Genomic DNA, 20609 nt, shown 5'->3' with positions numbered 1-20609 from the left:
GATGGCCCGGTTTGAACGCGCAGAACTGTTGAAACGCTTCCGCGACATGGCAAAGCGCGGCGAGCCCATCATCGGCGGCGGCGCCGGCACCGGCCTTTCGGCCAAGTGCGAGGAAGCCGGTGGCGTCGACCTCATCGTCATCTACAATTCCGGCCGCTATCGCATGGCCGGCCGCGGCTCGCTTGCAGGGTTGCTGGCTTATGGCGACGCCAACGCGATCGTACTGGAAATGGCCGGCGAAGTGCTGCCGGTCGTGACCAGGACGCCGGTGCTCGCTGGCGTCAATGGCACGGATCCGTTCCGCGACATGGATCCTTTCCTGGACCAGTTGAAGGCGCTCGGTTTCGCCGGCGTGCAGAACTTTCCGACCGTTGGGCTCATCGACGGCACCTTCCGCGCCAATCTCGAAGAGACCGGGATGTCCTACGCGCTCGAGATCGACATGATCGCAAAGGCGCGCGAGAAGGACCTGCTGACGACGCCCTACGTCTTTAGCGAGAAGGAAGCCGCCGCGATGGCGATCGCGGGCGCGGATATCATTGTCTGTCACCTGGGCCTGACGACCGGGGGCACCATCGGCGCGCAGACCGCGCCCAGGCTCGAGGATTGCCCGGCGCACATCGACACCTGGGCCTCCGCCGCGCTCAGCGTCAATCCGGACATTCTGGTGCTCGCCCATGGCGGACCGATCGCCGATCCGGACGACGCCGACTTCATCATGAGGAACACGCGCCACTGCCACGGCTTCTACGGCGCCTCCTCGATGGAGCGGCTGCCGGTCGAGCGGGCGCTGACGGATCAGGTGCGCAAATTCAAGGCGATCGGCGCGCGATAACGCCGGAAGGTCGAGGGAGGAAAGCATGTCAGGGACACTGGTCGGTGAATTGATCCTCTGGATGATCATCGCCGTGGTGGTGATCGTAATCGCCGTCTACATCGTGAACTGGCTCTACCATCGCTCGTCCAAGGAGACCTCATTCGTCCGGACCGGCCTGCTTGGCGAGCGCGTCGTGATCAACGGCGGCGCGTTCGTGCTGCCCTTCATCCACGACTACACGCCCGTCAACATGAACGTGCAGCCGATGGGGATCGTGCGCTCCCGGCAAGACGCGGTGATCACCCGAGACCGCATGCGCGTCGACATCGAGGCCGACTTCTATGTCCGCGTTCAGGCGACCCGCGAAGCCGTATCCATCGCAGCCGCCACGCTCGGCCGTCGCACCATGGAGCCAGAGCAGCTCCACGCCCTTCTCGCCGGCAAGTTCATCTCAGCGATCCGTTCGGTCGCCTCCGAGATGACCCTGGAGCAGATGCACGAGCAACGCGGCGAGTATGTGGCCCGCGTCAAGGCGAACGCGGCAGAGGCCCTCGCCCAGAACGGGCTCGAACTGGAGTCGGTCGCGATCACAGATCTCGACCAGACCGATCTCGAATTCTTCAACCCCTCGAACCGCTTCGACGCCGAAGGTCTGACGCGCCTGATGGAGGACATCGAGGCCAAGCGCAAGCTGCGCAACGACATCGAGCAGGATTCGATGATCAAGATCCGCTCTCGCAATCTGGAGGCCGAACGACAGGCGCTCGAGATCGAGCGCGAAAGCGAGACGGCGCGCCTCGAGCAGGAGCGTGACATCGAGATGCGCCGCGCGCTGCAACGCACCGAGGTCGCGCGTGAACGGGCCCTGCGCGAGACCGAAGCCGAGCAGGCGCAGATTTCCGCGCGCGAGACCATCGAGAAGGCGCGCATCGCCAACGACCAGGCGATCGCGGAAGCCCGCATCGCCTCGGAGCGTGAGACCCGCCAGCGGGAGATCGAGCGCACGCGCACCATCGAAGAGAAGGAATTGCTCGCGCGCGAGGAGATCGAGAAGACCCGGATCGCCAACCAGCGGTCGATCGACACCAGCCGCATCGCCTCCGAGCGCGAGGTGCGTCAGCGCGAAATTGACCGGATGCGCACCGTCGAGGAAGCCGAGATCGCCGCCCGCGAGGCGATCGAGAAAGCGCGCATCCAGCAGGACCGGGTGGTGACCGACGCCCGCATCGCCAACGAAGAAGAGACGAGGCGCCGCGAGATCGAGCGGACGCGTGCCGTGGACGAAGCCGAGATCGCCGCTCGCGAGGCGACCGAAAAGGCCCGCATTGCCCAGACCCTGATCGTCAATGTCGAGCGCATCGCGTCGGACGAGCGCACCCGCGCGCTCGAGATCCAGCAGGTGCGCGCGATCCAGGAAGCCGAGATCGAGGCCCAGCGCGCGGTCGAGGCTGCGCGCATCGCCCGCGAGCGGACGCTTGCCGCAGAGCGCATCGCCGCCGAGCAGAATACGCGGCAATTGGAAATCGAGCGCAACCAGACGCTCGATGTCGCGGGGATCGCGGCACGCGAGACGACGGAAGCCACCCGTATTGCCCAGGAGGAGCGCGTTCGTTCGCTCGAAATCGCCCGCAACCGCGCCGTCGAGGAAGCCGACATCGCCTCGCGGGAAGCGATCGAGGCCGCGCGGATCGCGCAGGAGAAGACGGTCGCTGCCGAGCGCATCCAGGCCGAGCGGGACACGCGATCGCTCGAAATCGAGCGGACCGGCGTCCTGGAGGCGGCCGAGCTGAAACGGCGCGACGCCATCGAGCGCCAGCGGATCACCGTCGATCTCGCGCTCGAGGCCGAGCGCATCAACTCCTCCAAGAAGCGAGAGGTTCTCAACATCGAGCAGAAGAAGGTGATCGAGATGGCGGACGAGGACCGCGTGATCGCGATCTCCGCCAAGCGCTCCGAACGCATCGACGCCGACCGCCAGGTCAAACAGGCCGAGATCGTCGCACGCAAGGACGTCGAGACCACCGACGTCTCGCGCGAGCAGGCGCTGGAGGCGGCACGGATCGAACGCCGCCGCTCGATCGAGCAGCTCGAGGTCGCCCGCGTCCAGTCGCTTCAGGAAGCCGAGATTTCCGCACGCGAAGAGGTCGAGCGCGCCCGCATTGCCTCCGATCGAGGGCTCGATGAAGCCCGCATCGGCCGCGAGCGCGAGCTACGCAAGCTCGAAGTCAACCGCGAGAAGGAGGTGGAGACCGTCCTGATGGAGAAGGCGATCGCGATCCACCTGAAGTCGCTGGAGGAATCCGCAGCGAGGGCCTCGGCCGAGGAAGCGCGGATACAGGCGACGGAGGCCTCCGAACGCGTCATCACCGCACGTGAAAACGAGATCGCCAAGCGCCGTAAAAGCGTGGAAATCATGCTGGCCGAGAAGCAGGCCGAGGAAACTCGCATTGCTGCCGAAGCCGAGCGCGTACGCGCGGCCGTCGAGGCCGAGGCGCAGCGGCTGCTCAACGAGGCCGAGAACGTGCTGACCGACCAGGCCCGCTACTCGCTGTTCCGCCGAAAGCTGCTCGACCGGATCGAGGGAATCGTGCGCGAGAGCGTCAAGCCAATGGAGAAGATCGAGGGTATTCGCATCCTCCAGGTCGACGGCCTCAACGGCAACGGCCATGGCGGCAACGGCGGCCGCAGCGCCACCGACGAGGTGATCGATTCCGCACTGCGCTACCGCGTCCAGGCGCCGCTGATCGACTCCATCCTCTCCGACATTGGAGTCGAAGGCGGCAGCCTCGCCAAGATGCCGGGCCTGATCCGCGAGGCGCGCGACATGCAGGGCATCAAGGAGTCCGCCCGGAAGGGCGGCGGTGGAGGCGGCGGCGAGAAGCCGACTGCCGCTCCCTCGCCTTCCACCGAGGGCGAGCCGCCCTCCGAGCGTGGCCCCCGGAAGAAGAGCTGAGGTCGCACCATGGCCCGCGTCTATGTCTCGACCGTCGTCAATGCGCGCAACGATCGCGTCTGGGCGCGGGTGCGCGACTTCAACGGCCTGCCGAACTGGCACCCCGCAATCGCGGAGAGCCGCATCGAAGGCGGCGAGCCCTCGGACAAGATCGGCTGTGTCCGCGATTTTCGCCTGCGCAACGGCGATCGCATCCGGGAGAAGCTGCTCGGCCTCTCCGACTACGACATGTTCTGCACCTATTCGATCCTGGACTCCCCCATGGGCGTCGAGAACTATGTCGCGACCCTGCGGCTGACGCCGGTCACCGACGGCGACCAGACCTTCATGGAATGGACCGCCGAGTTCGACTGCGCACCCGAACGGGAAGCAGAGCTCGTCGGCAATATCGGCGGCGGCGTCTTCCAGGGCGGCTTCGATGCCCTCAAGCGCCAGTTCGGAGGGTGAACTCCATGCCGCATATCGTCAAAAGCACGATCCTGGACGCCCCCACGGATGCGGCGTGGTCGATGCTGCGTGATTTCAACGGACACGACCACTGGCACCCCGCGGTTGCAACTTCATCGATCGAGCGCGCGCATTCCTCGGACAAGATCGGCTGTGTCAGGAGGTTCAAGCTAAAGGACGGCTCCGAGCTGCGCGAGCAGTTACTGGCGCTGTCCGACCTCGAACAAAGCTTCAGCTATTGCCTGCTCGATACCCCGATCCCGATGTTCAACTACGTCGCTCATGTCCGCCTGCTGCCGGTGACCGATGGCGACCGCACCTTCTGGCACTGGGAGTCGCGCTTCACGACCAGGCCCGAGGATCGGGAGCGCATCACCCACATGGTGGCCGAAGACGTTTATCAGGCCGGGTTCGACGCAATCCGCCGGCACCTGAAGGAGGCCGCCTAGCATGGCCGTCACAGTGAAGACTTTTGCGAGCGCCAGTGAGGCCGCCGGGGTGTTGTCCTCGGACCGCAGCGCGCGCTATCTCGGCGGAGGCACGCTGGTGATGCGTGCGCTCAACGAAGGCGATGTCTCGATCTCGACCGTTGTTCGCGCGCGGGACCAGGCCCTGACGCGGATCGATGCATCCGGTCCGCGCATCACGCTCGGAGCCGGCGTGACCTTCGCGCGCATCCTCGCCGAACGCGACATCGCCTTCCTGCACGCCCCTGCCCGCTCGATCGGAGGCCCCGCGGTGCGCAACATGGGGACCGTCGGCGGCAATCTCTTTGCGCCAAGCCCATACGGCGATTTCACCGTCGCCCTGCTCGCCCTCGATGCCACTGTCGCCGTGCAAGGCGGCTTTGGCGCGCGGGACATCCCGATCGAGGAATTCTTGCAGGCACGCGAGCGGCAGGCCGGGACCCTGGTGCTGTCGGTGTCCTGCACCCGGCCGGCCAGCACGGAGGCGTTCCGCTATCGCAAGATCGCACGGATCAAGCCGAAGGGCGGCTCGGTCATCACGCTCGCGGCACACCTGCCGATCAGCGGCGGCAGGATCGCAGGCGCGCGCATCGCACTCGGCTCGATGGCTCCAACGCAGATCCGCGCCCGCGCCGCCGAACGCGCGCTCGAAGGCCGCTCACTGGATAGCGCGACCATCGCGGCTGCCGCATCCGCGGCGTCTGAAGGAACATCGCCCTCCGACAACGCACTCGGCAGCGCCTGGTACCGCCGCGAGATCGTCGGCGTCCACCTGCGCCGTCTGCTGTCGGGACAGGAATAGACCGTCATGTCCAAGATTCCCTTGCAGTTTCGTCACAACGGCCGCGACGTCGCGATCTTCGTCGACGGCGGCACCAACCTGCTGGTCGCTTTGCGCGAACTGATCGGCGATATGACGCCGAAATTCGGCTGCGGCCAGGGCAGCTGCGGCACCTGCAGTGTGCTGATCGACGGCGAGTTGCACCTGTCATGCCTGACGCTGGCGGAGACCGCCGCGGGTCGCTCCATCGAAACGCTCGACGGCATGAAGCAGGGCCCGAACCTGCACCCGCTCCAGCGCGCCTTCGCCGACAACTTTGCCGCCCAGTGCGGCTACTGCACGCCGGGCATGCTGATGGCGGCAAAGGCCCTGCTCGACCGCAATCCGCAGCCCAGCCGAGCCGATGTCGTCGAGGCAATCTCCGGCAATATCTGCCGCTGCACCGGCTACGAGCCCATCATCGATGCCATCCTCGCCGCCGCCGGCGGCCGGGTCAGCGCCTAGGGAACGCGACCATGCTGGAACTGCGCAAGGACATTTTCGCCGACGAGCGCGACGACAACCTCAAGGAAATCGGCAGGGGTACGCAGCGCCAGGACATGCTCGGCCATGTCACGGGCACGTCGAGCTATTTCAACGACCACAAGCTTCAGGGCATGCTGCACCTGAAGGTCGTGCGCTCGACGCAGGCACACGCGCGGCTGCGCCATATCGACACCGCGGAAGCCGAACGCTCGGCTGGCGTACGTCGGATCATCCGTGGCGCTGACGTGCCGGTCAATCTCAACACGCTGCTCAGCCTGATCAATTTCGGCAAGGACGACGAGCCTTCGCTGGCGGTCGACAAGGTCCGCTACAAGGGCGAACCGATCGTTGCCATCGTCGCCGACAGCGAGCGCGAGGCATTTGAGGCCATCGCAAAGGTGCGGATCGACTACGAGCCGCTGCCGACCGTGTTCGACGTCGAGGACGCGCTGAAGCCCGGCGCGCCCGTGGTCAACGAGACCTATCCGAAGAACACGTTCACTTATCACGACGTCTACGACCATCAGAAACTGCGCTTCGGCGATGCCGACGCGGCGCTGGCGACCGCCGATCACGTGCTGGAGCAGCGCTACCAGATGTCGCCGATCGAGCACGCGCCAACCGAGACCAATGGCGCGATTGCAGCGCCCGACACCAACGGCCGCTATGTCGTCTATACCTCGACGCAGGCGCTGTTCTTCTCGGTCGACACCTGCGCCAAGATCCTGGACGTGCCGTCCAACACTTTCCACTTCATCGGAGGCACGGTCGGCGGCGGCTTTGGCGGCAAGGTGGATACGCTGACAGAGCCGCTCGCGATCCTGGGCGCGATGCTGACCGGACGTCCCGTGCGCTACGTGTTCGGGCGCGAGGAGGAGATGCAGTACGGCCCGCCGCGCGGCGCCGAGCGCATCTACATCAAGGACGGCGTGATGCGCGACGGCCGCATCGTCGCGCGCAAGATCCGCGCCTATTTCGACAGCGGCGCCTATACGCGACTGTCCAGCTACGCCGCCGTCAAATGCGCCGCGCATTTACCCGGCCCCTACACCATTCCGAACGTCTATGGCGACGTCTATTGCGTCTTCACCAACCGGACGCCCGCCACCGCGATGCGCGGCTTCGGCGTCACAGCGATGGACTTCGCGATCGAGTGCCAGATGGACAAGCTGGCAAATCTCGTCGGCATGGATCCGATGGAGTTCCGCATCCTCAATGCCTATCGCGACGGCGACATGAAGGCGCATCGGCGCGAAGCCAAGAACACCGCACTGATCGAATGCGTCCAGGTCGCCGCCGAAAAAGCCAAATGGCCGATCCGTGACGAGTTCAAACGCGCCTCCTCGCGCAAGGACGGCGGCGGCAGCCGGGCTATCATTCCATCGACACCGACGGATGCGCGCGCGCGCCCCGCCGCGCCGGCACAGCAGCGCACGACCTATGACCGGCTCCCTCCGTCGGTCACCCGCGAACCACCGCGCGAGCCGCCGCCGCCTGCGCCGCCGCCGCCTCCACCGCGGCCGGCCGCGCCCTCGCATGGCGCGACCCGCTTCTCTTCCGTGTTCGGCACCAGGAGGCGCTGAGATGACCCGGCATCGCGGACGCGGCATGGCGTCGATCAACTATCCCATCGGCATGAATCTCGGCGGCGATCCCAGCCAGGCACTGGTCCATTCCAACCCGAGCGGCAAGTTCACGGTGGCGCTGTCGTCGATCGACCTCGGCCAGGGCATGAAGTCGGTGACGCGGCAAATCTGCGCAGAGACGCTGGGCGTTCCCGTAGAAGACGTCTATGTCGACACCGCGGATTCCGACACCGGCCCGCATTGCATGGGCTCATTCGCCTCGCGCGGTACCCACCGCGTCGGCAATGCCGTGATGGCGGCGGCCCGCGAGGCGCGCGGCGTGATGATGGAGGCAGCCGCCGAGGAGCTCGAGGTCAACGCCGCCGATCTCGAAACCGACGGACGCGGCAACATCCACGTCAAGGGTGCGCCACATCGATCAATCTCGACCAAGGACGTCGCCATCGCCGCCCAGTTCAAGCAGGGCAAGACCATTTCCGGCCGCGGCATATTCCTCGTGCCCCTGTCCAATGTCGACCCCGAAACCGGCGAGATGTCGCCGGCGACATGCTACGCCCATGCCTGTCTCGTGGCGGAGGTCGAGGTCGACGACGAGACCGGTGAAGTCGCGATGGTCCGCATGGACTCCGCCTACGAGCTCGGCCGCGCGCTCAATCCGCGTCTGGTCGAGCAGCAGCTCGTAGGTGGTGCCTGGATGGGGGTGAGCCACGCGCTCTACGAGACGACGGAGCCTCACTATCCCGACCCTGTTCACGGCCCCCGCGACTTCGTCGAATATCTGATGCCCGGCCCGGGCGACATTTGCCCGCACGATATCGCCGTGCTGGAGCGCCCCGCGCCAGATGGCCCGTTCGGCGCCAAAGGACCGGGCGAAATGTGCGCCAATCCCGTGCTGCCCGCTGTCGCGAATGCGATTTTCAACGCCGTCGGCGTTCGCATCGACGATCTGCCGATTACGCCGGAAAAGGTGCTGCGCGCGATCAGGACCCAGGGCGGCGCGCGGCCACAGGCGCGACGCTGAGGCTGACATGGCAGTTCGCGGCAACATCGTCGGCATCGACAGCCCCGAGGCGCTGGAGAAGGCGCTGCGGGCAGCCTATTACCTCGCCGACGAAGGGCTCGCGACCGCGGCCTATCTCGGCCTTGCCCTCGGCAAGCCGCTCCTGCTCGAAGGCGCCCCCGGCGTCGGCAAGACCGAGGCCGCGAAAGCCATCGCCGCCGTCCTCGGCCGCCGCCTCATCCGCCTGCAATGCTACGAGGGCATCGACGCGTCAGCCGCGCTTTACGAGTGGAACTATCCACGCCAGATGCTCGCGATCCGCCAGGCCGGCGACGAGAGCATCGACATCTATGGCGAGACGTTTCTGATCGAGCGGCCGATGCTGGCGACGCTCCGCGCACCCGACTCCAGCGTGCTGCTGATCGATGAAATCGATCGCGCCGACCAGGAGTTCGAGGCGTTCCTGCTCGAATTCCTTTCGGACTTCCAGATCTCGATCCCCGAGCGTGGCACCGTCCGCGCCGCCGAGCGGCCAGTGGTCGTGCTCACCTCGAACCGGACGCGCGACCTGCACGAAGCCTTGCGCCGCCGCTGTGTCTATCACTGGATCGACTATCCCACGGAAGAACGGGAGGCGCGTATCGTGATGCTGCGGGCCTCCAGCGTCGCCGAGGCGACCGCGCGGGCGGTCGTCGCGGCCGTCAGCAAGCTCAGGCGCGAACCACTGAGCAAGGCGCCAGGTATCGCCGAAGCCGTCGACTGGGCCGAGGCCGCGACGCTCCTCAACAAGGGCGGCGCGCGCTGGCCTGATGCGTTCAAGCGCTCGATCGGCGTGGCGCTGAAGGACGAGGAGGACCTGCACTTCATCTCGCCCCGGCTCGACGCGATGCTTGCGGAGGCGACCGCATGACCGCTGAGCCACAACTCCCGCGCGCTACCCGCGTGTTCGTCTCCTTCGTCGCGCTGATGCGCGCCAACAACTTTGCGGTCGCACCGGAGCAGACCACCGCATTTCTCTCGGCGATCGAGTTGCTCGGCCCGCGCGACCTCCGGGATATCAGGCAGGCGGCACTGGCGACCCTCGCCCCGCCGCCCGAGCGCCGTGCAACCTTCGACCGGCTGTTCGATCTCCACTTCCGTGGCAGCGAAGCCATCGAACATGCCGATGACGGCGAGGACGACGAGACTGTCCGGCTCCAGGAGGAAGGTCGTGGCGACGAGGAGCCGCTGCTCTCGGACGACGCCAACGAATCCGGCCTCACCGCGACGCGCGCCGAAGCGCTGGTCGAGCGCCGCTTCGCCCAGCTCTCCACCACCGACGCGCTCCGGCGCCTGGCGCGCGAGGCCCCCCGGCGCCTGCCGCGGCGGCGCGGCCACCGGCGCATGCGCGCCCGCCGCGGCCCATTTGCCGACCTTCGCCGGACCTTGCGCGACAGCGTGCGGAGCGACGGCGAGATCTTGCGCCTCGGACATCTGAAGCGCCGCCCGCGCCCGCGAAAGTTCCTGCTGCTGATCGACGTCTCCGGCTCGATGAAGAGCCGCACCGAGGAGAACATGAAGCTCGCGCATGCGCTGGTGCAGGCCGCGCCCAATGTCGAGGTCTTCACCTTCGGCACGCGGCTGACCCGCGTCACCCGCCCGTTGCGGCTCAAGCGTCGCGAGCAAGCGCTGAACGCGGCGGCACACCTCGTCAGCGATTGGGACGGCGGCACCCGTATCGGCGACGCACTGCAGGCCTTCCTCGCGGTCCCTCGATTTGGCGGCTATGCGCGCGGAGCAGCCGTGGTGGTCGTCTCGGACGGGCTAGAGCGTGGCGAACCCGACGCGCTGCGCGACGCCGTGGCAAAACTGTCGCGGCGGGCCTGGCGCGTGAGCTGGCTGACGCCGCTCGCGACGGGACCGGGTTTCCGCCCGCAGACCGAAGCGCTCGTCGCCATCGAGCGCTTCGTCGATGATCTCGTCGACGGCGGATCGAGCGCGTCGATCGTCGCGCATGTGCTGGCACTGGGACGAAGGAGAGTTGCGTGACCGACATTGTCGACGGGCATCATCATATCTGGCGGCAGGCCGACCTGCCCTGGCTGACCGGCCCCATGCAGCCCCGCATCTTCGGACCCTACGAGCCGATCAGGCGCGACTATCCGATCCAGGAATATCTCGACGACCTCAAGGGTAGCGGCGTCACCCGCTCCGTCTATGTCCAGACCAACTGGGCCAACGACCGCTTCGAGGACGAGACGGCCTGGGTGCAGACGACGGCCGACGAACACGGCTGGCCCCACGCCATCGTCGCCTATGCCAATTTCACGGCCGACGACGTGCGCCCGCAACTCGATCGCCTGAAGCGCTATCCGCTGGTGCGCGGCGTGCGCATGCAGCTGCACTGGCACGAGAACCCGCTCTACCGCTTCGCGGCAAAGCCCGACCTCTGCCTCGATCCCATGGTCCGCCGCAACATCGCGCATCTCGCCGACTACGGCTGGAGCTTCGATCTCCAGGTCTTCACACCGCAGATGCCGGATGCCGCGCAGCTCGCCGAATCCTGCCCCAAGGTGACCTTCATCCTGCAGCATGCGGGCATGCTCGAAGATCTCTCGCCGGCGGGACGCGCGGCCTGGCGCGCCGGAATGGCCCGGCTCGCCGCCTGCCCGAATGTGGTCTCAAAGCTCTCCGGGCTCGGCACCTTCATCCATCGCAACGATCCCGCTCATGTCGCCGCTGTGGTCGCCGACACCGTCGCGGTCTTCGGCGCCGAACGCTGCCTGTTCGGCTCCAACTTTCCGATCGAGAAATTGTGGACCAGTTATCGCGAGCTCGTCGACGCGTTTCGCGCGGCGGCTGCGCCGCTAGGCACCGGGCAACAGGACGCGATCTTCCGAAACACCGCGGCGCGCGTCTATCGGCTCTGACAGACAAGAAAACAGATGAGGGAGGGAAACGAATGGCGCTGGAGATCAAGATCCTGGACTACGGCGATATCGAGCTGGAATCGAGCTTTCTGGTCCTCGGCCGCGACTGCGGCCGTACACGCCGCGTCCTCACCCTCGGCTTCCTGATCCTCGGCGGCAAATATCCGGTCGTGGTCGATACCGGTTACCGCTCCAACCAGATCATGGAAACGCTCGGGATGCGCGGCCTGCAATACCACGAGCACATGATCGAGAACCAGCTCGCGCGCCATGGCGTGCGCATGGGTGACGTTCGCTTCGTCTGCCACACCCATCTGCACATCGACCACGCCGGCAAGGACGATCTGTTCCCGATGAATACGACCGTCGTCCTCAACCGGAAGGAGCTCGAATATTCCGTCTCGGGATTGATGCATCCGCAATATCCGGCGCCCGACATCAAGCATCTCATCGACCGGCTGCACACGAAAAGTGCGCTGCGCTTCCTCGACCTCGAGATCACAGGTCCTGTCGAGCTGATGCCCGGCGTCTATTGCGATGCCGCCAATGCGCATACCGAGGGCTCGATGAACATCATCGTCGAGACCGCCGACGGGATTGCGACGATCTGCGGCGACGTGATCTACGACTTCAACGACCAGATCGTCACGCCCTTCCACGAGATTCACGACTGGGAGCCACGCACCACCGGCAACCACGGCACCAGCAAGCGGGCCGAGAAAGCGTCGATCAAGAAGCTCCTGAGCAATTCGCGCTATCTGCTGCCGGTGCACGACAGGCCGGCCAAGATCGAAGGCGGTATGGTCGTCGGACGGTTGCACGACCAGGTCCCCGGACCGATCGTGCAGTCGCTTCCGGCGCGCAACTGGTTCCCCGCCTGACACCTCAAGGATCGACCGATGACCCATGTCACCTTGCGAAGCGCATTCGAGACCTTGATCGACCCCTATGCGCCGGTCGCGCAGGTCGGCACAGGCTTCGACTTCACGGAGGGGCCGATCTGGCATCCGGTCGATCAATATCTCCTGTTCTCGGACATGCCGGGCGACGTGCGCCGGCGCTGGGATGCGCGGCACGGCATCGCCGAGGTCAAGCGCCCCTCGAACAAGTGCAACGGCATGACCTATGATGCCGAGCTCAATCTGATCGTCTGCGAGCACGCGACCTCGTCGCTGATCCGCGAGCGGCCAGACGGACGGCGCGAGGTGCTCGCCTCGCACTTCGCCGGACAGGAGCTCAACAGTCCCAACGACGTCTGCGTGCACTCCTCCGGTGCGATCTACTTCTCTGACCCCTGGTATGGCCGCATGCCGGTCTATGGTGTCGAGCGGCCGCGCCAGCTCGGTTTCCAGGGTGTCTATCGGATCGTGCCAGGCGGCGAGCCGAAGCTCGTGGTCGATCGCAATCTGTTCGACCAGCCAAACGGGCTATGCTTCTCGCCCGACGAAAAACTGCTCTATGTCAACGATACCGTGCAGGCGCTGATCCGCGTCTTCGACGTCAGCGGCGACGGCTCGCTGTCGAGCGCGCGCGTGTTCGCAAGCGGCATCCGCTCCGAGCTCGAGCCTGGCTTGCCCGACGGCATGAAGTGCGACCAGCACGGCAATGTCTGGGTCACCGCGCCCGGCGGGGTCTGGGTCTATTCGCCGGGCGGCGAGCTGCTCGGCAAGCTCCGCGTGCCTGAACTGGTCGCCAACCTCACCTGGGGCGGGTCGGATTTCCGCACCCTCTATCTCACCTCGACGCATTCGGTCTGTGCGATTCCGACCAAGGTCGGCCCACGTCATGAGCCCTATATGAGCGGGCGGCGGAGTGGCAGCGGCGCGGCCAACGGCTCCGCGCCAGCAGCCCCGATCGTCGCCGACGGCGAGATGCAGCTCGACCCGCGACGCTGTGCCATGATCATCCAGGATCTCCAGAACGACGTGATCATGGAGGGCGGCGCATTCGCCGAGTCAGGTGCGCCGGTTCATGCGAAACAGCAGCATGTCGTCGAGAATGTCCGTCGCCTCGCGGAAACCGCGCGGGCGCGCGGCGTCGCCATCATCCATGTCTGGTTCGTGGTCGAGCCCGGCGCGCCCGGGGTGACGCTGAATGCGCCGCTCTTCGAAGGCCTCGTCGACAGCAAGGCCATGGTGCGCGGAAGCTGGGGCGCCTCCCCGGTCTCGGGCCTGGAGCCGCGGCCCGGCGATTTCGTCGTCGAGAAGATGCGGATGAGCGCCTGGGAAGGCACGCGGCTGGAGACGATCCTGAAAGCCACCGGCCGCGACATGATCATCAACACCGGCGCCTGGACCAACATGTCGATCGAGCACACCGCGCGGACCGGTGCCGACAAGGGCTATTTCATGATCGTCCCCGAGGACTGCTGCTCGACCATGAATGCCGACTGGCACGCCGCATCGATCAACTTCGCCATGCAGAACGTCGCCGTCGTCACCAAGGCCGACGCGGTCATCAGAGCGCTGGGATGAGCGGTGGCAAAGCTCCTGCACCTGTCCTGCTCACCCCGCACCGATTCCGAGTCGAGCGCCGGCGCGCGCGTCTTCCTCGAGGGGTTTCGTCAGGCGCGACCTGACTGGGACATCGACGTTGTCGATCTCTGGCGCGAACGGCTGCCGGAATTTTCTGGTCCCATCGTCGAGGCCAAATATGCGCGCATGAAAGCGCAGGCTTTCAACGATGCGCAGCGCGACAGTTTTGCCGAAGCCGAGCGGATCGCTCTGCGCTTTGCGCTCGCCGATCGGGTGCTGATCTCGACGCCGATGTGGAACTTCAGCATTCCCTATAAGCTCAAGCAATGGTTCGATGTCATCGTCCAGCCCGGTCTCACCTTTCGGTTCGACCCGTCCCTGGGATATATCCCCCTGCTGAAGGACCGGCCGACCACGGTGATCCTCGCCAGCGGCAGCGATTTCGCCACCGGAATGAACCGCGGGCGCATCGACATGGCAACGCCTTACCTGCGGGAAATTTTGCGCTTTGTCGGTATCAGCAATGTCCGTTTCGTGCCGATCGGGCCGACCACCGGACCGCGACCACCCATCGAGGCCGCCCGTGAAAGAGCCCATCAACGCCTCGCCGCAATGGCAGCGAAATTCTGATGGACCGTTGAAGACGGCGCGCGAGCGTTACGGCAGATTGTCCCGCAGAAAAATGTCGATCCGGATGCGCTCCTGGTCGGGGCTGATGGGTTCCCCCGAACAATGCGCGAGCAGAACTCGCGCCGCGGACCGCGCCTCATGGCCGGGATCCTGGTTGATGATGGCATCGAGCGTGCCGCGGACCAGGAAACGCCGCGTATACTGGGTCAGCTCATGGGTGATCCAGACCACCTCGCGGGCGCGGCCCGAGGCCTCGAGCGCATCGGCAATGCCGCGGTTTCCGGCGCCACAGCAGTATATGCCGCGGAGATCGGCGTGGCGCGCCAGCAGGGCGGCAGTGAGCTCCCGCGTGCGCTCGCTGTCGTCGCGCCCCTCGATCACCGGTATCCCGCGCAGGTTCGGATACTCGCTGGACAGGATCTGGTGGAAGCCGAACTGCCGCTCGGTGTGATCGCGCAACGACAGCGATCCCGCGATCACGGCAACCTTCCCCTCGCCGCCTGCGAGAAAACGTCCCATCAGCGTTGCCGCGGTTCGTCCCGCGGCCGGGTTGTCGATACCGACATAATGCAGTCGCCGCGAGCTCGGCGCGTCCGACACCAGGGTCACCACAGCGACCCCGCGCGCGGCGAGCTCGTCGATCGCGGCGCGCACTCTGGGATGGTCGAGCGCGATGACGGCGACGCCCTGATAGACCGGCGACAGGTTTTCCAGCACCGGGGCGAGCACATCCGGATCGAACACGTCGACATGGAGGATATCGATGAATCCGCGGTGGCCGGCGAGCCATTCCGCGGTGCGCTGGACCTGCTCGGCCAGGTTGGTCATGAAGCTGTTGCTACCGCTCGGCAGCACGAAGGCGAAGCGGAACGTCTGCCCACGGGCGAGCCGCGCGGCCGCGACGTCGGCACGATAGCCGAGTTTTGCAACCGCAGCTTCGACGCGGGCGACGGTCTTGGCACGCACGCCTTCGCGCCGGTTGACGACCCGGTCAACGGTTGCGAGCGAAACGCCCGCGGCACGCGCGACGTCCTCAAGCGTGGCGCGAACCACCGGCTGCGTCGCCGTCATTCGCGCGCCGCCCACAGCATGCCGCGGATCATCAACGTTCGGATCTCCGGTACGTCGAGCTCGTAAGCGCGGTGGCCGAGCGAGGAATAGAACACCCTGCCCGCGCCGTAGCGCTTCTTCCAGACCACGGGCATCACCACGCCCTCGATCCAGGGCGCGTGCTCGCCGGTGAAGGTCGTTGTCGCCAACACCTCGTTGGCGGGGTCGACATGCATGTAATACTGCTCGGAACGATGCTCGAAGCTCTTCAGCCCCTTCATGATGGGGTCATCCGGCTTCGTCAAGTCGACCTTGTAGTCGATGATATTGCCGGGGTGCGCGACCCACTGCCCGCCGCACAGGAACTGGTAGTCGACGGAATCACGGAACGCATCGCCCATGCCGCCATGATGGCCGGCGAGTCCGACGCCGCTCCGCACGGCCGCGCAGAGATTGAGCGCTTCCGCTTTCTCGATCTTCGACATCGTGTAGATCGGGATGATCAGTGACAGATCATGGATCGCCGGATCGCCGAATGCTTCTGTCGTCGTCTCGATCCGGACCTCAAAACCTTCCGCCTTGAGCCAGCCGCGGATCATCGAGGCACAGAGATCGGGATCGTGTCCCGGCCAGCCGCCCCATACAATCATTGCCTTGCGCATGGTCATTCCCTCAGTCGATCTGTCCGGTTTCATGTCCGGCCGGCAGCGCCGCCGGCCGCTCGACGGTGCTCCCGATCTTGACGCGCCGTCCTTCTTCGGCGGAGGTCTGGAACGCCTCCATCACCTCGAGCACGTGAAACGCGAGCGCGCCGCTGGCGCGGTGCGGCCGGTCGTTCAGAATCGCGGCGGCCATGTCGGCGACCCCGATGGAGCGGAACTCGCCGTCGACATGACCGTGTGTCAACGGCACCGGCTCCCATTCGCCGCCAGTCTTTGCGACTTGTACCTCACCGCCGAAGCGGTTCGGGTCCGGCACCAGCATGCTGCCCTTGTCGCCATAGATCTCGATCGGCACGTGCCGATGCTTCGGAACATCGAAGCTCATCGCGATCGAGACGACCGCGCCGCTCTCGAATTCGAGCGTGCCGGCGACATGGGTCGGCACCTCGACCGGGATCAGCGTGCCGTTCAGCGGCTGGCTGGTGACCAGCCGCTCGGCTTTCGGGCGCGCGGTCGAGCCCATCACGCTCGCGACCGGGCCGAGCAGCTGCACGAGATTGGTGATGTAGTACGGGCCCATGTCGAGCATCGGCCCGCCGCCGCGCAGATAGTAGAAACCGGGCGCCGGATGCCAGCGCTCGTGGCCAGGACAGCCGAAGAAGACGCTGCCCGCGACCGGCGTGCCGATCGCGCCGTCGTCGATCAGCTTGCGCGCGGTCTGGTGCCCACCACCAAGGAACGTATCGGGCGCGCAGCCGACGCGAAGGTTTTTCTGCGCGGCGAGATCCATCACCTTGCGGGCTTCCGCGACGTTGATGCCGAGCGGCTTTTCGGAATGAACGTGCTTTCCGGCGTTCAGCACGGCGAGGCTGACGTCGGTGTGAGCGAGCGGCACCGTGAGATTGATGATAATCTCGACGTCATCGCGTTTGAGCAGTTGGTCGACCCGCATCGCCGGCAGCCCGAAGGCGGCGCCCTGCCGCTCCGCCGCATCGCTGCGCATATCGGCAAGCGCCTTGATTTCCATGACTGGAAAGCGCTGAGCCGCCTTCAGATAGGCCGTGCTGATATTGCCGCAGCCGATGACTCCAATGCCGACTTTTCTCATTGTGATCTCCGTGAAGTACGCTCATCCCTTGACCGCGCCTGCGGTGAGGCCGGCGACGATGTGTTTCTGCGCCAGAAGAAAGAGAACGATAGTCGGCAGGATGGTCAGCGTGATGAAGGCCAGGATCAGGTGCCACTCGGACGAATACTCGCCCTGATAGATCATGATACCCAGCGGCCAGGGATAGAGCGAATCGGTGTTGAGCATCACCAGCGGCAACAGATAGGCGTTCCAGCTGTTGACGAAAGTGATGGTACCGACGGTCGCCAGGATCGGTCGCGACAACGGCAGCGTCACGTAGCGGAAGAATTTTATGTAGCTGCAGCCGTCGACCAGCGCGGCCTCCAGCAGTTCGTAGGGGATGTCCTTGAAGAAGCGGCGCAGCAGCAGCACGCTCATCGCAAGGCTAAAGGCCACCTGCGGCAGAGCCACACCGAAATAGGTATCGAGCAGCCCGAGATCGCGCACTTTGATGAAGAGCGGCAGCACCGCGGTCGCGGCCGGAAACAGCAGGCCGAGCGTCAGGTAGCTCAGCAGCATCGAGCTGCCGTAGAACCTGACATGGGCGAAGGTGAACGCCGCCATCGAGGCGACGATCAGGGTCAGGACCACCGTGAGGGTCGAGATGATCAGCGAGTTGCGCAAGAGCTGCCAGTAGCGCCCCGAGAACAGGATATCGGCATAGTTCTTCCATTCCCAGTGCTGCGGCAGGCCGAACGGGTTCACCCGCAATTCACCGAGCGATTTGAAGCCGCCGAGCAGGGTCGCGAGCAGCGGCACCAGCACGAAGATGGCAACCGCGGTGAGGAACGCCGCCTTGAACAGCACGGCGGGATCGAGCGGCGCGCGGCTGGTCTCGGCGTTACTCATCGCGCATGAACCATCGCTTGTACGTGAAGGCAAAGGTCACGCAGATCATGAACAGAATGACGCCGATGGCACTGCCATAACCGACCCGCATGCGGGAGATGCCGTTGTTGTAGAGGAAGCTCACCATCGTGTTCGAGGAGTCCGCAGGCCCACCGCGCGTCAGTGGCATCACGAGGTCGAACAGCTGCAGCGAGCCGACGATGGCGAAGAACACGGAGAGCCGGATCGTCGGATAGAGCAAGGGGATGACCACATGTCGCAGGGCTTGCGATCGCGTCGCCCCGTCAATGCGCGCGGCCTCGATCAGGCTCTTGTCGAGGCTCTGGAGCGCCGCGATGAACAGCATCATGTGGAAGCCGAAGTACTTCCAGACGATGACGATCAGCACGGCCAGCATCGCCGTGTCGGTCGAGGCCAGCAGATGCGGGGGCTCGGCGCCGAAGCTGCGCCAGATCGAGGCGACAAGGCCGTAGTCGCCGTCATAGACGAAGCTGAAGATCAGCCCGGTCGCGATCTCGGCCAGGATATAGGGCATGAAGAACAGCATGCGCAGGGCCACCGCCCCGCGAAAGCGTTCGGCGAGCATCAAGGCCAGCGTGAGCGCAAGCGGCAGCTGGATGGCGAGCGAAACAGCGATGATCAGCCCGTTATTGCGCAGCGCGAGCCAGAAAGCACGCGTCTCCAGCACGAAACGGTAATTGTCGAAGCCAATCCAGTTGGTCGGCCTGCCAAACCCGTTCCAGTTGAAAGCCGAGTACCAGGCCGCCTCGCCGATCGGCAGCACCACGAACAGCGTGAACAGCAGTAGCGCTGGCGGCAGGAACAGGATCAGGACAGTGAAGCGGCCGTCCCAGCTCGGGCCGCGCAGCGCCTGCGGGGCCGTCTCACCGGTAACGCCCATCGCCGACATGATCGCGAGCCGCCGCGCCACCGTCAGTTGCCCTGCTTCCACGCCGCTTCAATCGCTTTCGCAGCGTCCTGCGGGCTCATGCTGCCGCCGGCGATCTCCGCGGTGACGTCGTTGACGACGCGACCGACCGACGGACCGAGGCTCTGGTCATAGAAGTTCTGGTGGTAATTCGACCTCGCCAGATTGGCCGCGATCAGCTTCATGAAGGCGTTGTTGAGGCCGACCTCCGCGCCCTGCACCACCGGGATGATGAAGTTGCCCGCCGCAAGCCGCGTCTGCACGTCCTTCGAGACGAAGTATTTCAGGAAATCGACGGCTTCTTTCGGCGAGCCCTTGGTAATCAGCCAGCCGGTGATGCCGCCAAGCGTATCCGTCGGCGCGCCCTTGCCGCCGGCCACGACCGGGAAGTCGAACCAGCAGATCTTGTCTTCGCTCAATCCGACTTTGTCGGCGGCCAGAGCACGCTGCAAATGATAGACGGTGCTGATCGCAAGCGTCATCGCCGCCTTGCCGTCGCCGAAATAGCCAACGGCCTGCGGATTCTTGAAGCCGAGGAAGCCATTCTGGAACGGCTGGAGATCGACGAGTTGCTTGAACAACTCGCCGGATTTCTGGAACGTCTCCCCGGCGAAGCCGCCGTCCTCGCCGCGCAGCGCCGCATCGAACGCCGGCTTGCCGCCGATACGTACCGCAAGATGGGTCCAATAGAAGTGCAGCGGCCATTTGTCGGCGCCGCCGACCACGATCGGGGTCACGCCGGCGGCTTTCAACGTTTTCACGGCGGCAAGCAGATCGTCCCAGCTCTTGATCCCTGCGGGGTCGACCTTCGCCTTGGCCATCAGCTCCTTGTTGCAGAGGAAGCCGACCTGGGACAGCGCGGTCGGAAGACCATAGACGCGACCGTTGGCTGTGAAGGCGGCGAGCGCTGCCGGCGTCAGGCTGTCGCTGTAACCCTTCACCTGATCGGTGATGTCGTCGAGCACGCCGGCTTCGATCTGCGTCTTCAGGACGCCGCCGGCCCAGCTGTAGATGATGTTGGGCCGGTCCTTGGATTGCAGGATGGTCGGCAGCTTGGCTTTGTAAGCCTCGTTCTCGAGGAATTGCATCTCGACCTTGACGCCGGGATGCGACGCCTCATAGGCCCTCGCAACCTCCTCCCAGATCTTCACCTGGGCCGGATTGGCCTCGATGTGCAGCCATTTCACCGTCGTGTCGGCTGCGGCGGTGCTGGCCCAAAGCAGGCATGCGGCAGTGGCGAGTCCCAGCTTCCTGAGCAGTCTCATCACAATCCTCCCAACAGGTTCTTATTCGTTGGGTGCAATCCTGCCTTCAGTTTTTGAGGTACGCAACTAAAATTCTGATCTATGCACCTCACCCGGGAACTGGTTAAGGTTTGCGAGGGGGTTGGGAGCGCGTCACA

The 20609-nt window shown here is 65.4% G+C and carries 20 protein-coding genes; 14 read left to right on the top strand and 6 right to left on the bottom strand.

Going from position 1 to position 20609, the window contains the following annotated elements:
• Position 1 precedes the first annotated feature (1 nt).
• Genes NLM15_RS15830 through NLM15_RS15765 form a run of 14 tightly spaced genes read left to right on the top strand, consistent with a single transcriptional unit; the run spans position 2 to position 14589 of the window.
• Entirely contained in the window at positions 2-835 is an 834-nt protein-coding gene (locus tag NLM15_RS15830) for a phosphoenolpyruvate hydrolase family protein (RefSeq protein WP_254117994.1), read from the top strand.
• A gap of 25 nt (positions 836-860) precedes the next feature.
• Positions 861-3770 (top strand): flotillin family protein, encoded by a 2910-nt coding sequence (locus tag NLM15_RS15825; protein ID WP_254117993.1) that lies wholly within the window; start codon positions 861-863, stop codon positions 3768-3770.
• Between the two features lie 9 nt (positions 3771-3779).
• Positions 3780-4217, top strand: a complete 438-nt coding sequence (locus NLM15_RS15820) for an SRPBCC family protein (protein ID WP_254117992.1) — start codon at positions 3780-3782, stop codon at positions 4215-4217.
• 5 nt (positions 4218-4222) lie between these two features.
• Positions 4223-4666, top strand: a complete 444-nt coding sequence (locus NLM15_RS15815; protein WP_254117991.1) for an SRPBCC family protein — start codon at positions 4223-4225, stop codon at positions 4664-4666.
• Position 4667: 1 nt separating this feature from the next.
• A complete protein-coding gene (locus tag NLM15_RS15810; RefSeq protein ID WP_254117990.1) occupies positions 4668-5486 on the top strand; it encodes a xanthine dehydrogenase family protein subunit M in 819 nt (272 codons plus the stop codon).
• Between the two features lie 6 nt (positions 5487-5492).
• Positions 5493-5969 (top strand): (2Fe-2S)-binding protein, encoded by a 477-nt coding sequence (locus tag NLM15_RS15805; RefSeq protein ID WP_254117989.1) that lies wholly within the window; start codon positions 5493-5495, stop codon positions 5967-5969.
• Between the two features lie 11 nt (positions 5970-5980).
• Positions 5981-7573 (top strand): xanthine dehydrogenase family protein molybdopterin-binding subunit, encoded by a 1593-nt coding sequence (locus NLM15_RS15800; protein WP_254117988.1) that lies wholly within the window; start codon positions 5981-5983, stop codon positions 7571-7573.
• A 1-nt stretch (position 7574) separates the two neighbouring features.
• The gene (locus tag NLM15_RS15795) at positions 7575-8597 is read left to right on the top strand and encodes a xanthine dehydrogenase family protein molybdopterin-binding subunit (protein ID WP_254117987.1); all 1023 of its coding nucleotides are present in this window, start codon (positions 7575-7577) and stop codon (positions 8595-8597) included.
• A 7-nt stretch (positions 8598-8604) separates the two neighbouring features.
• Positions 8605-9486 carry a MoxR family ATPase gene (locus NLM15_RS15790; protein WP_254117986.1) on the top strand — a complete coding sequence of 294 codons (882 nt, stop codon included), beginning with the start codon at positions 8605-8607 and terminating at the stop codon, positions 9484-9486.
• The gene (locus tag NLM15_RS15785; RefSeq protein ID WP_254117985.1) at positions 9483-10604 is read left to right on the top strand and encodes a VWA domain-containing protein; all 1122 of its coding nucleotides are present in this window, start codon (positions 9483-9485) and stop codon (positions 10602-10604) included. The genes NLM15_RS15790 and NLM15_RS15785 overlap by 4 nt, the downstream gene beginning before the upstream one ends.
• Complete coding sequence (locus tag NLM15_RS15780; RefSeq protein ID WP_254117984.1) at positions 10601-11485, top strand: amidohydrolase; 885 nt, start codon at positions 10601-10603, stop codon at positions 11483-11485. The genes NLM15_RS15785 and NLM15_RS15780 overlap by 4 nt, the downstream gene beginning before the upstream one ends.
• Positions 11486-11517: 32 nt before the next feature.
• Positions 11518-12366 carry an MBL fold metallo-hydrolase gene (locus NLM15_RS15775; RefSeq protein WP_254117983.1) on the top strand — a complete coding sequence of 283 codons (849 nt, stop codon included), beginning with the start codon at positions 11518-11520 and terminating at the stop codon, positions 12364-12366.
• Positions 12367-12384: 18 nt separating this feature from the next.
• Complete coding sequence (locus tag NLM15_RS15770; protein WP_254117982.1) at positions 12385-13959, top strand: isochorismatase family protein; 1575 nt, start codon at positions 12385-12387, stop codon at positions 13957-13959.
• Between the two features lie 3 nt (positions 13960-13962).
• Positions 13963-14589: an NAD(P)H-dependent oxidoreductase gene (locus tag NLM15_RS15765; RefSeq protein ID WP_254117981.1), complete on the top strand. Its 627-nt coding sequence runs from the start codon at positions 13963-13965 to the stop codon at positions 14587-14589.
• A gap of 27 nt (positions 14590-14616) precedes the next feature.
• On the opposite strand, the gene NLM15_RS15760 is transcribed toward NLM15_RS15765, so the two are convergent.
• Genes NLM15_RS15760 through NLM15_RS15735 form a run of 6 tightly spaced genes read right to left on the bottom strand, consistent with a single transcriptional unit; the run spans position 14617 to position 20472 of the window.
• The gene (locus NLM15_RS15760; protein ID WP_254117980.1) at positions 14617-15660 is read right to left on the bottom strand and encodes a LacI family DNA-binding transcriptional regulator; all 1044 of its coding nucleotides are present in this window, start codon (positions 15658-15660) and stop codon (positions 14617-14619) included.
• A complete protein-coding gene (locus tag NLM15_RS15755) occupies positions 15657-16301 on the bottom strand; it encodes a ThuA domain-containing protein (RefSeq protein ID WP_254117979.1) in 645 nt (214 codons plus the stop codon). The genes NLM15_RS15760 and NLM15_RS15755 overlap by 4 nt, the downstream gene beginning before the upstream one ends.
• 10 nt (positions 16302-16311) lie before the next feature.
• The gene (locus NLM15_RS15750; RefSeq protein ID WP_254117978.1) at positions 16312-17409 is read right to left on the bottom strand and encodes a Gfo/Idh/MocA family protein; all 1098 of its coding nucleotides are present in this window, start codon (positions 17407-17409) and stop codon (positions 16312-16314) included.
• Between the two features lie 21 nt (positions 17410-17430).
• Entirely contained in the window at positions 17431-18279 is an 849-nt protein-coding gene (locus tag NLM15_RS15745) for a carbohydrate ABC transporter permease (RefSeq protein WP_254117977.1), read from the bottom strand.
• Positions 18272-19210 carry a carbohydrate ABC transporter permease gene (locus tag NLM15_RS15740; RefSeq protein ID WP_254124249.1) on the bottom strand — a complete coding sequence of 313 codons (939 nt, stop codon included), beginning with the start codon at positions 19208-19210 and terminating at the stop codon, positions 18272-18274. The genes NLM15_RS15745 and NLM15_RS15740 overlap by 8 nt, the downstream gene beginning before the upstream one ends.
• Before the next feature lie 2 nt (positions 19211-19212).
• Positions 19213-20472 (bottom strand): ABC transporter substrate-binding protein, encoded by a 1260-nt coding sequence (locus NLM15_RS15735; protein ID WP_254117976.1) that lies wholly within the window; start codon positions 20470-20472, stop codon positions 19213-19215.
• Positions 20473-20609 lie beyond the last annotated feature (137 nt).

It is taken from the genome of Bradyrhizobium sp. CCGB20 (assembly GCF_024199855.1).
In the GTDB taxonomy this organism is placed as follows: Bacteria; Pseudomonadota; Alphaproteobacteria; order Rhizobiales; family Xanthobacteraceae; genus Bradyrhizobium.
This window is presented reverse-complemented; position numbering and strand designations above follow the sequence as displayed.

What these genes read in the sequence shown, in the direction of transcription:
- NLM15_RS15830 (WP_254117994.1), top strand. Translation starts at nt 2, where the DNA reads ATGGCCCGGTTTGAACGCGCAGAACTGTTGAAACGCTTCCGCGACATG.
- NLM15_RS15825 (WP_254117993.1), top strand. Translation starts at nt 861, where the DNA reads ATGTCAGGGACACTGGTCGGTGAATTGATCCTCTGGATGATCATCGCC.
- NLM15_RS15820 (WP_254117992.1), top strand. Translation starts at nt 3,780, where the DNA reads ATGGCCCGCGTCTATGTCTCGACCGTCGTCAATGCGCGCAACGATCGC.
- NLM15_RS15815 (WP_254117991.1), top strand. Translation starts at nt 4,223, where the DNA reads ATGCCGCATATCGTCAAAAGCACGATCCTGGACGCCCCCACGGATGCG.
- NLM15_RS15810 (WP_254117990.1), top strand. Translation starts at nt 4,668, where the DNA reads ATGGCCGTCACAGTGAAGACTTTTGCGAGCGCCAGTGAGGCCGCCGGG.
- NLM15_RS15805 (WP_254117989.1), top strand. Translation starts at nt 5,493, where the DNA reads ATGTCCAAGATTCCCTTGCAGTTTCGTCACAACGGCCGCGACGTCGCG.
- NLM15_RS15800 (WP_254117988.1), top strand. Translation starts at nt 5,981, where the DNA reads ATGCTGGAACTGCGCAAGGACATTTTCGCCGACGAGCGCGACGACAAC.
- NLM15_RS15795 (WP_254117987.1), top strand. Translation starts at nt 7,575, where the DNA reads ATGACCCGGCATCGCGGACGCGGCATGGCGTCGATCAACTATCCCATC.
- NLM15_RS15790 (WP_254117986.1), top strand. Translation starts at nt 8,605, where the DNA reads ATGGCAGTTCGCGGCAACATCGTCGGCATCGACAGCCCCGAGGCGCTG.
- NLM15_RS15785 (WP_254117985.1), top strand. Translation starts at nt 9,483, where the DNA reads ATGACCGCTGAGCCACAACTCCCGCGCGCTACCCGCGTGTTCGTCTCC.
- NLM15_RS15775 (WP_254117983.1), top strand. Translation starts at nt 11,518, where the DNA reads ATGGCGCTGGAGATCAAGATCCTGGACTACGGCGATATCGAGCTGGAA.
- NLM15_RS15770 (WP_254117982.1), top strand. Translation starts at nt 12,385, where the DNA reads ATGACCCATGTCACCTTGCGAAGCGCATTCGAGACCTTGATCGACCCC.
- NLM15_RS15760 (WP_254117980.1), bottom strand. Translation starts at nt 15,660, where the DNA reads ATGACGGCGACGCAGCCGGTGGTTCGCGCCACGCTTGAGGACGTCGCG.
- NLM15_RS15755 (WP_254117979.1), bottom strand. Translation starts at nt 16,301, where the DNA reads ATGCGCAAGGCAATGATTGTATGGGGCGGCTGGCCGGGACACGATCCC.
- NLM15_RS15750 (WP_254117978.1), bottom strand. Translation starts at nt 17,409, where the DNA reads ATGAGAAAAGTCGGCATTGGAGTCATCGGCTGCGGCAATATCAGCACG.
- NLM15_RS15745 (WP_254117977.1), bottom strand. Translation starts at nt 18,279, where the DNA reads ATGAGTAACGCCGAGACCAGCCGCGCGCCGCTCGATCCCGCCGTGCTG.
- NLM15_RS15735 (WP_254117976.1), bottom strand. Translation starts at nt 20,472, where the DNA reads ATGAGACTGCTCAGGAAGCTGGGACTCGCCACTGCCGCATGCCTGCTT.